The organism is Halarsenatibacter silvermanii (assembly GCF_900103135.1).
GTDB lineage: Bacteria > Bacillota > Halanaerobiia > Halanaerobiales > Halarsenatibacteraceae > Halarsenatibacter > Halarsenatibacter silvermanii.
In genome coordinates this window covers 36,794-49,659 of record NZ_FNGO01000003.1, presented here as the reverse complement: position 1 = coordinate 49,659, position 12,866 = coordinate 36,794, and the positions used below count along the sequence as shown (strand labels likewise).

Below are 12,866 nucleotides of genomic sequence, written 5' to 3'. Positions count from 1 at the left end.
AATTAATGGCAGGCGCTGAAAATAAAATACTGCTGGTTGAGGACAATGAGACAAATCAAGTGCTGGCAAAGGAAATTCTGGAAAGTTATAATTATAGCGTTGATATCGCTGAAAAGGGGAGAGAAGCTCTGGATAAAATCCAGGCAGATAAATATGACTGTGTTTTAATGGATATCCAGCTTCCGGGACTCAATGGATATGAGGCCACCCGCATAATCAGAAATGAATTGAATTTCTAAATCTTCCTGTTATAGCTCTGACCGCCAATGTCATGGAAAAACATCGAAAGGAAGCGGAAAAAGCCGGCATGAACGGACTGATCTCTAAACCTATCGATATTGAAAAAATGCTGATAAAAATTAAAAAAACCATCAACGGTTCCGGAGTTGAGTTAATCTGATAAAAATTTGCAGTTTTTTGAGGTGTGAAGATGAAAGTACAGAATATTATCTATCAGGGAGAAGACGAACTAAAAGCATTTATAGAAAACGAGGAGATAAAAGACAATAATCTCCTGGTACAGATCTTTACCGGGGTCTGCAATAAAAGTTTTATAAAAAAGGTCACTGCCAGTATTAAGTCACTGCTGCCCCGGGCGACAATAATTGGAACTACTACAGCAGGTGAGATAATAAACGGTGAGGCCAGAGAAAATGAAACTGTGATTTCTTTTAGCAGTTTTTCCAGGACCCGTCTTGAAAGCAGTTTTATCTCCGGTAACGGTGAAGATAGTTTTGAACTGGGCAGAAAATTGGGCAGAGAACTTATCTCTGACAGCACCAAAGCAATTATTATGTTCTCGGACTGGTCAAATATCCAGGATGGTGTATTGGATGGTCTGAACTCCATAGATGACAGCGTTGTCATTGCCGGGGGCAAGGCAGGGGACAATTTTGAGTTTGCCTTCAAAAATAATTATATATTTCTGAACGAGAGAGTTTCGGCTCATGGCCTGGTGGGGGTGGCATTAAACAGCAGCCGGTTAAAAGTTTATTCTGATTATAATCTGGGATGGCAGAAAATTGGCAAAAAAATGCAGGTTACCAAAAGTGAGGGTAATAGAGTATATGAAATCGATGGTAAGTCTGCTGCGATATCTATGAGAAGTATCTGGGCGAAGAAATTGCCGAACGACTGCCTCAGACTGCCGGGCCGGAATTTCCACTCATCTTAAAAAGGGGCGATACTTTGGTAGCCCGGGGAGCTGCTGCCAGGTACGAAGATGGCTCTTTGGGTTTCGGCGGAGAAGTCCAGGAGGGAGCAGATGTATATCTGAGCTACGGCCATATAAATTCTATCATCCAGAAGAACATTAATCTGTCAAAAAGAATGATAGAACAATTTAGTCCCGAAGCTCTTTTTCTCTATTCCTGTGCTATCAGAAAGGCAGCTCTGCAGGAAAATTTAAACAGTGAGTTATCCATATTTAAGGATATCGCTCCTGCAGCTGGTTTTTTTACCTACGGAGAATTTTACAGCAGCGGAGAATTAAACTGCCTGCTCAATATAACTCTAACAGCACTGGCTCTGACTGAAAACGAAAAAAAGTCTGCTGATAAAAAAGAGTTCTTCGATAAAGAGGAGTTTTCCGGCCGCAATGAACGCAGCACCAACACGATTAAAGCCCTGACCAACCTCGCCAACACGGTTACAGATGAACTCTCAAGAGCCAGAGATGAGGCAGAAAAAGCCAGCAGAGCCAAAAGCGAATTTCTTTCCAACATGAGCCATGAAATTCGCACCCCGATGAATGCCATCACAGGCCTGAGCGAACTGTGTCTGGACCGGGATATTAAAAAAGAAAAGAGAGATAATTATCTTAGGAGGATTAAAGCTTCCGCTGAATATCTTCTCAATATTATAAATGATATTTTGGATTTATCCAGGATTGAAGATGAGAAAATTGAACTAAAAGAGGAAGTATTAGAACTCGATGAAGTGCTGGAACAGACCTGGCTGATTATAGCCGAAGAATCCAGGCATAAACCCATTGAAGTTTTGTTTTCTCGCCCTCCGACAGTTCCCAATAAATTGGTCGGCGATGAGACCCGATTGGTTCAGATTTTGGCCAATCTGACCAAGAATGCCCTGGAATATACCGAGTCAGGCGAAATTATTATCGAAGTTAAGATGAAAAAGAAAGAGCAGGATAGGATCAAGTATCAGTTTGCTGTAAGTGACACCGGTCCCGGGATCCCTCTGGAAAAACAGGATAATGTCTTTGAGCGATTTGACCGGGCTGAGAATTCAATTTCAGGAGGTAGTGCAGGTGCGGGGCTGGGACTGGCCATTGCCAGACAGCTGGTGGAGATGATGGAGGGAGAAATCTGGCTGGAGAGCGAACCAGGAGAAGGCAGCACATTTTATTTTACCGCTGAATTTGGCCGGGTTGTAGAGGAGGAAGGCAGATCCATCTCCACCCCGCCAGATCTCGACGGCCTCAAAGTTTTAGTGGTTGATGATAATTCTTCTGCCCGTGAGATATGTGAGGAGTATCTTCAGGCACTGGATTTTCATCCTGAAGTGACCAGAGATGGGGAAACCGCTCTTGAGAAATTAGAATTTGTTGAAGAAGATTATGAGCTGCTGCTCATGGACTGGAATCTGCCGGGAATAGATGGTCTGGAGACACTGCAAAATATAATGAAAAAACCAGAAATTCGTCCCAAACCGGAAGTTATTATTGTTTCTGCCTTCGATAAAGAAGAGATCAAAACGGAGCCAGGCTCAGAATATATTTCTGATTTCCTGACCAAACCCTTCAGTCCATCCAGTTTATTCGATACCGTTATGGATGTCTATGGATATTCCGGCCAGGAAATTGTTAGAGAACAGGGCTCGGAACTGGCTGAAGAGGATTTAGAGGCAGGTCATGCTGACAGTTTGCTGCTGGTTGAAGACAATGAGACAAATCAGGTGCTGGCCCGGGAAATCCTGGAAGTTCACGGTTATGAGATGGATTTAGCCGAAGAGGGCAGAGAGGCTTTGAGCAAAATAGAGAAAAATGAATATGACTGTGTTTTAATGGATATTCAGCTGCCGGGGCTCAATGGATATGAGATCACCCGCAAAATAAGAGATGAGCTGAAACTTTCAAAGCTGCCGGTTATAGCTCTTACTGCTAATGTTATGGAAAAACATCGCAAAGAAGCGTCAGAAGCTGGAATGGACGATCTGGTTGCCAAACCGATCGACATTGAAAATTTGTTGAAAAAAATTAAACAGATTATAGATGAAAGCGGATTTAATTCCGGTGCCGGTTTTCAATCAGATAATGACGGCCGTAATAAAGCCGAGGAAGCTGAAAAAGTCTTAGATCTTGATACTATAAACGCCAGCAGAGGGCTTAAACGCCTAGAAGGCAGCGTTAAGATTTACATGAAAGTATTGAAGAAGTTTGCCCAAAATTGTCCGGAACTAAAAGAAGAATTACAGCATGCCCGCAGCAGGGAAGATTACGATACCCTGGAGGACATAGCTCATGAGATTAAAGGGACAGCTGGTAATATAGGAGCTGAAAATCTGCAGGATAAGGCCGAGAAATTAGAGAGATCGCTGGGAGAAATCTCAAATGTAGAGGATTTACAAAAACTGACTAAAAAGTTGGAGCAGGAACTGGCGAGAACTGCCGGGGAAATAAGCTCGCTGCCGGAGAGAGAATCGGACGAAGTCGAAAGTTTCCGGGATATTGCAATTTCTGAATTTAAATCCGAGCTCCAGAACATCAAAACATTGATTGAAGCTTACGATATAGAAGCTGTTGACAGGATTCAGGATCACATGCTGGAAACGGGCAGAGACTGGCTGGATGAAAGAATGCGGGTTTTAAAGGATGAGCTGGCAGCATATGAATTTGAATCTGCGTTAAAACAGGTGAAAAATATAAATGAACTTCTGGAGGAAGAGATGGAATAATTTTTTCTGGGGGGATTTATGCCGGGAAGCAGAAAAGAGTATGTAGATATTGATAAAACTATTTCAAGTCTTATGGGCAGAAAAAATCTTTTGGCCAAAATTGCCAGAATATATATCAGGGATTATCAAAGTCAGATGGATCAGCTGCAGATTATATGATCGATGGGCGGGTGAAAAAATGTCAATAGAAGAGCTTATTCTTGTCGTTGACGATAATAGACAGAATTTAGTAATGCTTGAATCTTATCTTCAGGAAGAGGGATATTCTGTAATAGCTCTTTCCAGCGGTGAAGAAGCGCTGGAAATTTTACGCAAAGAGGTTAAAATAAAATTAGTACTTTTAGATGTGATGATGCCGGGAATAAATGGCATTGAAGTTTGTGAAAAAATAAGGTTTGAAATGGGCAGGGATGAACTTTCTATAATTCTGGTAACCTCGCTCGATGCTCGTGAGGATAGACTGGAAGGTCTGGAAGCTGGTGCAGATGATTTTTTAACAAAACCCATAGACTGGGCCGAACTCATGGCCAGAGTGAAGTCACTGCTGAGGTTTAAAAGAGCTCATGATCGCGTGGAAAAACAGCGTCAGCGCCTGGAACACCAGCTGAATCTGGCTCGAAGGGTCCAGAAAGCTCTGGCAAATTTAGATCTGCCTCCGGAACTGGCAGGAGAAATATTTTATCGCCCCATGGAAAAAAATAGGCGGTGATGTTTATGATTTAAACTCACTGTCTGATGAGAAATATGGAATTTTGCTGGCCGACGCTATGGGACATGGAGTGCCGGCTGCAATGATCATGGTAATGGTGAAATTGATATTTAAAAGTCTGGACTGTAATAAGTTGACTCCGGGAGAAGTTATGAGCAGGATCAACTCGCGGCTGGCAGGAATTTTTATAAACGAGATTGGGGAGATGTTTGTCACCGGAGTTTACATGGAATATGACAAAGCTGATGGAGAACTGGTCTGCTGTAACGCCGGGCATCCGCCTCCTTTGCTCTTTGATGGAAGAGGTGAAGTGAAAAAGCTCACAGCCAGCAATACGCCTCTGGGGATAATGGGTGACAACAACTTCAGGGTGGAAGCGATCGATGCTGCAGACTTCAAAGAAATATTTATCTATACAGATGGTCTTGTAGACCATATAAGTTCTAAATCTCCCGATCTATCTCAAGATCATATCGACCATATATACAAAAAAATTGGCGAAGGGGCAGAGGACGGAGGTTTTACAGCCTTTTACCGGGAGTTGAAGAATCAAATTGATTTAAATAAGGGAAATGATGATATAACATATATGCTTTTGAAAATCGATTAAATGATGGATTTTCAGGAAACATTCAGAGAGGCCGATTTCCTGGAAATAAAATCAGAGAAGGAGAAAAAAATGAATGTTTCTGATGATGAAAAGCTGACAGTACTGGCTGCTGATGATGTTCCCGAAAACCTGGATATTGTCAAGAATGCTTTGACTCCCGAATATAGAGTGAAAGCTGCAGTAAACGGAAGATTGGCTTTGAAGATAGCTAAAAATCAGGAAATAGATTTAATTTTACTCGATGTTAGAATGCCAGAGATGGACGGATATGAGGTATGCCAGAGGCTTTTGGAAACTCCCTCCACCGCCAATATCCCTATTATCTTTCTGACCGGGCAGGATACTATCTCCGATGAAGTTCTGGGGCTGGAGATGGGGGCAGTGGATTTTATAAAGAAGCCGATCAACCCAGGCATTTTGAAAAGGAGAATCGATACACAGCTGGAACTGCGCGCCACCAGAAAAAAACTGAGAGTTCACAATAATTATCTTGAAGAACTGGTCGAAGAGAAGACCAAGGAAATTTCTGATTCCCGTATGGCTATGATCTATGCTCTGGCTCAACTTGCTGAAGCCCGGGATAAGGAGACGGGAGACCATCTGATAAGAACTCAAAAATACTGCTGGTATCTTGCCAATAAAGTCAAAGATACGGGCAGATATAATGCTGAAGTGGATATAAATTACTGCAAAAATTTATATATCGCCAGTCCTCTCCACGATATCGGCAAAGTGGGAATTTCAGATTCGATCCTCTTAAAGCCGGGAGATCTGACTGATGATGAATTCGAACGGGTAAAACAGCATACTGTCATCGGTTGTAAACTTCTCAAGAAGGTCCAGAAAATGTATTCAGAAAATTATCTGCTGGAAATAGGTCTGGATTTAATCCATTATCACCATGAAAAATGGAACGGTGAGGGATACCCCGAAGGATTAGAAAAAGATGAAATTCCTCTGGCTGCCAGGATTATGGCTATAGCCGATGTTTATGATGCCCTCAGAAGCGAAAGGCCCTATAAGGAAGCCTTCACCCATGAAAAAAGCTGTAAGATCATCGAAGAGGACAGCGGAACTCACTTCGATCCTTTTCTGGTCAATTGTTTTCTGGAAATTTCAGGAGAATTTAAGACTATCAGCCAGAAAAATGAAGCAGAATTAGAGGACTATGGAGATATCCCTGTTTCAATCCAGTTTTAAAGTTCGAACTGATCGGTTATATCCTCCGGATCCTGCGTCATCTTTTCCAGTTCTTCCGAGGCCTGCACGACTCCTTCGGCGGTCGAGCATACCGGTATAGAGGAATAGAGAGATAAGATGGAAGATTACCCCAATGTTCATAATCGCGGTGAATTTTTGCAGCATAGAGCTGGAGTTTGATATCTCCAGCAGGTGTCAGGTTGTTGATAGGAATTATCTCAGAATGAAAGTCTGTATTCCATTTAAGCGTCGAGTGCTTTTTTCAAATTTTCCAGGTTATCATGCATTATATCGAAATAGTCTCTCCCTTTTTCCACATCTTCCTCTGTCAAACCGTGGCCGGGATTTATCTGGAGAATTTCCAGGCCGGCTTCGTCCGCCACCACATTAACAGTTTCGGGACTGGCTAACTTCTCCATAAGGATATAATCCACCCCGGTTTTTGAGGCTGTTTCTATAAGTTCCGATACAGTCCTGGGTGATGGTTCATCGTGAGGGGAAAGGCCGGTGACAGCATGCTGGTTTAAACCGTAATTGTCAGCAATGTAACCAAAGGCTGCATGGGAAACTATAATGTCATCGTGAGTTCGGTCTGCCAGCTCTTCCTGATAGGTTCTATCCAGCGAAGCCAGTTTTTCCTGCACATCCTCCATGTTTTCCTGAAAGATTTCTTCACCTTCCGGATCCAGACTGGCAAAAAGATTGCTGATTTCTGCTGCAGTTTCCTGCATAATCTCAAAGTCCAGCCAGATATGCGTATCGTATTCGCCATGTTCATGATCATCGTGACCGTGCTCGTCATGATCATGATCATCTTCATCGTTATTATGGCCATGTTCATCATGGTCGTGATCATGATCGTGTTCTTCTCCATAAGGCCTCAACTCCACTTTTTCAGCCAGCTCAAGAATTTCTATACCTTCATGAGCCAGGGATTCAGCGGCCCTTTCTCCCCAGGGCTCAAGCCCTGACCCTATAAAAATAAATGCATCGGCCCCTTCAAGTTCAGCAATTTGGCGGGGGGAAGGTTCAAAGCCGTGAATTTCGATCCCATGGGGAGCCACCTGTTCCACCTGAAGGCGATCTCCAGCAATCCTCTCCGCCATCGCGTAGATGGGATGTATGCTGACCCTGACTTCCACTTCCTCAACATCACCTTCGGCGGCTGTTGGGAGAGAGATAAAAGCCAGCATAGTCAGAGCAAAGATGAAAACGAGCAGCAATATTTTGATTTTTTTCAATCCATATACCTCCTGACATGTAGTCAAAAATAGTTATGGTTCACCGGACGTTATAACCATATCATATAAAGAAATAAATTTCAAAAGCATGAATATTTGATCATATTATGCAAATAATGAAAAAATGATGGCCGGGCTGTAAACCAAACTTATTAATAATCATTTTCAATAATTTGACAGTCAAAATTATGATTGCTATTATACATACAGGTGATTAATTGAAAAACAGTTTCAATTAGATTAATACTCTGGTTTCGACTGTTCAGAGGTATATTATTCAGTTTAAATTTTTTGCTCTTCAGTGATAACGAGTTTCAATTAAGGACTGTATAAAAGAAGCACTCACTAAAAATAAACTACATTAGGAGATGAATTGAATATGGCAGCAGAATATGTTATGTCCTCCTTTGTCAAAAAAATAGAAGATATGATCAGCTCCAAACCAGCTCTGGGAGAAAAATATGGTGAATTCTTTTATGGAAAAATGATCGACAAAGAAATCGAGCTGGCTGATATCTCTCCTGGAGATAAAGTTGCCCATCTGGGCTGCGGTCCTTTTCCTTTTACCGCTTTCGAACTGGCTGAGCGAGGCTGGGAGGTAACAGCTGTTGATTTTGATGAGGAAGCTTTGAATAAAGCCCGAGATCTTTCGCAGGATTATGGCTTTGACGGCAGAATAAATTTCATACAGGGCCTCTGCCAGAAAATAGATTACTCCTGCTTTGATGCTGTCTGGGTGTCCTATAATGTCAGGCCCGGACGTGAGTGTCTGGCCCGCATTGCTGAGACTATTGGTGAAAGCGGCAAGATAATTTACCGTCAGCCCCGGGGCTGGCTGAAATATTTTGATGATAGAATTGATGCCGAAAAATTATTTTCAGAATCAGACTCCGACCGGACGGGAAGAAACGGGCATCCGGGTGATGATATCCAGTGGCGAAGCTTAAGCGTCAAACAGAAGGTAGGAAAGAAATCAGTGTTGATCGAAATGAGCGCTGACAACAGCGATGATCGGGAAGAGGAAGTTTTAAGGCTGGAAGAACTGCCCGAAGACTGCAGCTGCAGGGTTTGTTCAGTTCCCGATAATAATCTTTTAGCTCCTCTGGGCGTGAGAGCAGGCAAGAAGCTCAGACTTAAGACCCGGGAGAAGTTTTCTGGACCTTTAGTCGTAGAATCAGAAGACCGCAAAGTGGCGGTGCCGAAAAAACTCGCTCAAAACATAGAAGTGACCTATGATGCAAGAGCGGAATAATAATATTCAGGGACAAAATGACAGCGGTGATAATCGAATACTTCTGATAGGACCGCCCAATGTGGGCAAAAGCGTCATCTTCAATTATATGACAGGACTTGGGGTTGGAGTGGCGAACTATCCCGGCACCACCATCGAATATACTCAAGGCAGCATAAATTTAAACGGCGAAGAATATGAATTCATCGATGTGCCCGGCACCTATACCCTGGAGGCGACCAATGAGGCGGAAGAAGTAGCCGTGGAGATGTTAAGCGATGAGCCCGAAGCTGTTGTCTGCGTTCTGGACGGCAGCAATCTGGAAAGCAGCCTCTATCTTCTGCTGCAGGTTTTGGAATACGACCTTCCCACCCTGGCTGTGATCAATAAGATGGATCTGGCCGAAAAAGAAGGGCGCAAAATTGACATTCAGTGTCTGTCCGAAACTCTGGATCTGCCGGTATTGCCTGCTGTAGCTGTCGACGAAGAAGGACTGGAGAAAATACCGGGACTGATTCAGAATGTTCTGGAGAAATCCATAGGAAGTAATGAGGACAAAAAGAAAGATTTTAATCCCGGGGCAGCAAAAAGCGATGACACCGCAACCTGGGCCAGGGCGGAACATCTTTACTCAAAAGCTGTAAAGAGAAAAGAGGGGGAGGAAGAGCAGGAGAGCTGGGGATATAAACTGGTAAAACCCTGGCCCGGTCTGCCGGCGGCAGTGTTATTCCTGGCGGTTATATTCGGCCTGGTCGTGGGGGTGGGCATGGGGCTTAGACAGTATCTGCTTATGCCCGTGATCGAAGGTTTTATGATCCCCTTGCTGGAATCTGTGGTGAGCACTCTGCTCTCGCCCTCGTTTTTCAAAAGAGTGTTGATAGGAGAGTACGGTTTTCTGGTAAAAGGACTGGAATGGCCCTTTGGCCTGGTTTTACCCTATGTTTTCACATTTTATATTGCGCTGACCCTGCTGGAGGATAGCGGCTATATGCCCCGGCTGGGGGTGCTGCTTGACGGTATAATGGAGAAGATAGGTCTCGGCGGGTCCAACATCATTCCCCTGATGCTGGGATACGGCTGCGGCATCCCGGGTATTATGGCCACCCGCAATTTTTCCACCCGCAAACAGCGAATTATAGTCTCGGGTGCGATCAGCCTGGCTGTTCCCTGCATAGCTCAGACCGGGGCTTTTATAGCTCTGCTCTCAGAAGGATCTCTTCTTTTAGTGCCAGCGATTTTCCTCTTTTCTTTGTTGATCATCATGACCGCAGGTGTTTTGCTGGAAAGAATACTCCCCGGGGAGAGGCCGGTCACCCCCATGGAGATTCCGCCTCTTTTAAGACCCAGAGTCGATGTGGTATTTAAGAAAGTTTTCGTCCGGATTAAAAGGTTTATGGTCAACGGGGAGCTTCCTTTGATCCTGGGCATAGGCGCCGCTGCCCTTCTTTTCGAGAGCGGGATAATGGAAATTGTCGGAGCTGCTCTTTCACCGGTGGTTACAGGCTGGCTGCATCTGCCTGAAGAGGTAGCAGTGCCTTTGATGCTGGGAGTTTTTCGCAGAGAGCTGACAGTTCTGCCCATGCTGGAGATGGATTTGAACTCACTGCAGCTTTTTACTGGCGCGGTACTCGGCCTGCTATACGTCCCCTGCATCGCCGTGGTCGCCGTTTTGACCAGCGAATTCAATTTAAAGATGGCGCTGGGTGTTCTGTTCATTACGACAGCTATGGCTTTTGCGCTGGGAGGGGCAGTGGCCAACCTGGGAGCTTTGTTCATCTAATTTTTTTGCAGTTTATTGAAAATAAGTTTCGATTAAGGGTCTGTCTCCTGCGAATCAGATTCATAGAACTTTCAAATTTTATCGGGTTTCATTCCAAAAAATTAAACTCAAAAGAAAAGGGGGATTATTATGTCAGCATTGGTCGTGGGAGGAGATAATTTAGGAGTAATAAAGGATAACCTTCGCGATATGGGCTTTGACAGCATATATCATGTCACCGGGCGCAAGAAAAAAAGAGCACGACAGATCTCTATACCGGACGGAGTAGATTTGATATTGATATTAACCGACTACATACATCATAATTTGATGAAGATGGTTAAAGAAGAAGCTAAATGTCACGAAGCTGATTGCATTTTCGCCCGGCGCAGCTGGAGCCATATCTGCAAGAAAATGCAGATGTGCGGCTGTGACTTCTGTAAAGGCTGTGGTTGAAATTAAAAACTTCAGCAGGTCAGTGAATACGCTTTATTGATCTTTTTGTCGTCAGCTGGTAAAAAGGTATGTCAAAAAAAACTTATTTGGTTATATGCTTAAAGACCCGAGTTTCACAGCAACCAGGTATCAATAGGCCTTGAAGAAGAAGAGCTTCTCATGCTGTCGGTGATAGTAAAGCCAGAGACAGATGTGATGGCCAAAAATCCCGATGAATAAAAAAGGGGCACCGGACATGAAAATTTACGACAATAACACAGTTCAGTCCGGCACCCTATATTTGTACGGTGATTTAATTTTGGATCTTCTTGTTATCAGTTGGCCAGGAGCTTAACCTGAGTTTCGAAAAATTTCAAGTATCACTTTGCTTTATATCTTCCAGCCACTATTGTCATGATAGTGATCTTATACAATACCCCTCAACTAAAAACAAGAAGAACCTAATTTTAAATCGATTTTATCTGTCAGAATTTTATCTCTCTTTTAATTTCCGGAAGCACCGCTTTTGGCTCTCTCAGTGCTGACCTCTTCCTGTTCACTGTCGGAATGGAAATAGTCCACTATGATTGATATAGCTCCATCACCTGTGACATTACAGGCAGTTCCGAAGGCATCCTGGGCCATATAGAGTGCGATCATGAGACCCTGCATGCTTTCGGTAAAACCCAGTATAGAAGCCAGAGGAGCCAGAGCTGCCATAACCGCCCCGCCGGGGACTCCAGGTGCGCCGATCATTATTATTGCCAGCATGAATATGAAGGGCAGAAAGGATGCCAGCGTGAATGGTTCGCCATATAAAATCATGGTGGCCACGGCACAGCTAACTAGAGCTATAGTACTTCCGGCCAGATGGATGGTAGCCCCGAGCGGCACCACGAAGTCGACAATTTTCTCCTTTACATTGAGTGTTTTCGCACTTTTAAGAGTGACCGGAATAGTGGCCGCACTTGAGATGGTTCCCAGAGCAGTCGTATAAGCGGGCAGCATGCTTTTTATGCTCGTCAGAACTTTGTTTTTGGGAGAAAGCCTGTTGGCCAGTGAAAACATCACCATCAGATATGTTATGTGCATGGCAATTACCAGCACAAAAAGAGGACCGAACATCGTGATAGTTCGGAATACTGTCCCTTCTGCTGCCATATCGGCGAAGATACCTGCGATGTGAACTGGCAGAAAGGGTATAATAACCCTGTTAATAAAAAACTGGACTATTGTTCTGACTTCCTGCATGAAATTATAGAGTGTCAGTTTATTTTCCTCGTTTTTGAGATGATTTATGCCTATGCCGAAGATGAAGGAGGTGACAAGTGCTGTCATTATTCCCATAATCGGTGGTATTTCCAGTTCGATATAGGGAGAAAGTCCCTGGGCTTCTGCCACCTGTTCTCCCGCAGGTGCTATGAGAGGAATAAGACTGCTGGCCACGAGATATGCCGCAATACCGGCAATTATCGTGGAAATATAGGCGGTTAAAACCGTTTTGCCCAGCAGATTGCTGGCTTTTGCGCCCAGCTCAGATATGCCGGGAATGATGAAGGCGAGTATGATTAGAGGTACTATGTAGGTGAGAATTTCCCCAAAGATCTCGGTAAAGGTGTATAGTACATTGGCCAGGCTCTCCGGCAGATACAAACCTGTCAGAATACCGGCTATTATTGCTATAATAAGCCTGGGAATGAGTCCGAAGTTTTTCATGATTTTTTAACCCCCAAGTATTAATTATATTATTCACAATATCATTCTCC

General features: G+C 43.8%; 13 protein-coding genes. 11 read left to right on the top strand and 2 right to left on the bottom strand.

The window, feature by feature from the left end:
* Positions 1–5: 5 nt before the first annotated feature.
* The 8 genes from BLT15_RS13615 to BLT15_RS02025 all read left to right on the top strand — a co-directional run bounded on the left by BLT15_RS13615 (position 6) and on the right by BLT15_RS02025 (position 6,434).
* Entirely contained in the window at positions 6–239 is a 234-nt protein-coding gene (locus BLT15_RS13615) for a response regulator (protein ID WP_089758180.1), read from the top strand.
* On the top strand, positions 227–400 hold the full coding sequence (locus BLT15_RS13610) for a response regulator (protein ID WP_345788675.1): 174 nt from the start codon (positions 227–229) through the stop codon (positions 398–400). Before BLT15_RS13615 ends, BLT15_RS13610 begins: the two co-directional genes overlap by 13 nt.
* A 30-nt stretch (positions 401–430) precedes the next feature.
* Positions 431–1,174 carry an FIST signal transduction protein gene (locus tag BLT15_RS02045; RefSeq protein WP_089758178.1) on the top strand — a complete coding sequence of 248 codons (744 nt, stop codon included), beginning with the start codon at positions 431–433 and terminating at the stop codon, positions 1,172–1,174.
* Positions 1,096–3,915: a response regulator gene (locus BLT15_RS02040; protein ID WP_345788674.1), complete on the top strand. Its 2,820-nt coding sequence runs from the start codon at positions 1,096–1,098 to the stop codon at positions 3,913–3,915. The genes BLT15_RS02045 and BLT15_RS02040 overlap by 79 nt, the downstream gene beginning before the upstream one ends.
* Positions 3,916–3,933: 18 nt before the next feature.
* The gene (locus tag BLT15_RS13170; RefSeq protein WP_159429765.1) at positions 3,934–4,074 is read left to right on the top strand and encodes a hypothetical protein; all 141 of its coding nucleotides are present in this window, start codon (positions 3,934–3,936) and stop codon (positions 4,072–4,074) included.
* Positions 4,075–4,093: 19 nt separating this feature from the next.
* Positions 4,094–4,624 carry a response regulator transcription factor gene (locus tag BLT15_RS02035; RefSeq protein WP_089758174.1) on the top strand — a complete coding sequence of 177 codons (531 nt, stop codon included), beginning with the start codon at positions 4,094–4,096 and terminating at the stop codon, positions 4,622–4,624.
* Positions 4,563–5,234, top strand: a complete 672-nt coding sequence (locus BLT15_RS02030) for a PP2C family protein-serine/threonine phosphatase (RefSeq protein ID WP_345788673.1) — start codon at positions 4,563–4,565, stop codon at positions 5,232–5,234. The genes BLT15_RS02035 and BLT15_RS02030 overlap by 62 nt, the downstream gene beginning before the upstream one ends.
* Positions 5,235–5,303: 69 nt before the next feature.
* Complete coding sequence (locus tag BLT15_RS02025) at positions 5,304–6,434, top strand: HD domain-containing phosphohydrolase (protein WP_159429764.1); 1,131 nt, start codon at positions 5,304–5,306, stop codon at positions 6,432–6,434.
* Between the two features lie 242 nt (positions 6,435–6,676).
* Here BLT15_RS02025 and BLT15_RS02020 read toward each other — a convergent pair whose 3' ends face one another.
* Positions 6,677–7,675 (bottom strand): metal ABC transporter substrate-binding protein, encoded by a 999-nt coding sequence (locus BLT15_RS02020; protein WP_089758169.1) that lies wholly within the window; start codon positions 7,673–7,675, stop codon positions 6,677–6,679.
* Positions 7,676–8,054: 379 nt separating this feature from the next.
* On the opposite strand from BLT15_RS02020, the gene BLT15_RS02015 reads away from it, so the two are divergent.
* The 3 genes from BLT15_RS02015 (at position 8,055) to BLT15_RS02005 (ending at position 11,121) form a co-directional block, all read left to right on the top strand.
* Positions 8,055–8,927 carry a FeoA domain-containing protein gene (locus tag BLT15_RS02015; RefSeq protein ID WP_089758168.1) on the top strand — a complete coding sequence of 291 codons (873 nt, stop codon included), beginning with the start codon at positions 8,055–8,057 and terminating at the stop codon, positions 8,925–8,927.
* Entirely contained in the window at positions 8,908–10,686 is a 1,779-nt protein-coding gene (locus BLT15_RS02010) for a ferrous iron transporter B (protein WP_234985469.1), read from the top strand. Before BLT15_RS02015 ends, BLT15_RS02010 begins: the two co-directional genes overlap by 20 nt.
* A gap of 129 nt (positions 10,687–10,815) precedes the next feature.
* A complete protein-coding gene (locus BLT15_RS02005; protein WP_089758164.1) occupies positions 10,816–11,121 on the top strand; it encodes a DUF2325 domain-containing protein in 306 nt (101 codons plus the stop codon).
* Positions 11,122–11,604: 483 nt separating this feature from the next.
* On the opposite strand, the gene BLT15_RS02000 is transcribed toward BLT15_RS02005, so the two are convergent.
* The gene (locus BLT15_RS02000; RefSeq protein ID WP_089758162.1) at positions 11,605–12,816 is read right to left on the bottom strand and encodes a dicarboxylate/amino acid:cation symporter; all 1,212 of its coding nucleotides are present in this window, start codon (positions 12,814–12,816) and stop codon (positions 11,605–11,607) included.
* Positions 12,817–12,866 lie beyond the last annotated feature (50 nt).

Coding starts and splice junctions, on each gene's coding strand:
- BLT15_RS13615 (WP_089758180.1), top strand. CDS start 6: ATGGCAGGCGCTGAAAATAAAATACTGCTGGTTGAGGACAATGAGACA.
- BLT15_RS02045 (WP_089758178.1), top strand. CDS start 431: ATGAAAGTACAGAATATTATCTATCAGGGAGAAGACGAACTAAAAGCA.
- BLT15_RS13170 (WP_159429765.1), top strand. CDS start 3,934: ATGCCGGGAAGCAGAAAAGAGTATGTAGATATTGATAAAACTATTTCA.
- BLT15_RS02035 (WP_089758174.1), top strand. CDS start 4,094: ATGTCAATAGAAGAGCTTATTCTTGTCGTTGACGATAATAGACAGAAT.
- BLT15_RS02025 (WP_159429764.1), top strand. CDS start 5,304: ATGAATGTTTCTGATGATGAAAAGCTGACAGTACTGGCTGCTGATGAT.
- BLT15_RS02015 (WP_089758168.1), top strand. CDS start 8,055: ATGGCAGCAGAATATGTTATGTCCTCCTTTGTCAAAAAAATAGAAGAT.
- BLT15_RS02010 (WP_234985469.1), top strand. CDS start 8,908: ATGATGCAAGAGCGGAATAATAATATTCAGGGACAAAATGACAGCGGT.
- BLT15_RS02005 (WP_089758164.1), top strand. CDS start 10,816: ATGTCAGCATTGGTCGTGGGAGGAGATAATTTAGGAGTAATAAAGGAT.
- BLT15_RS02000 (WP_089758162.1), bottom strand. CDS start 12,816: ATGAAAAACTTCGGACTCATTCCCAGGCTTATTATAGCAATAATAGCC.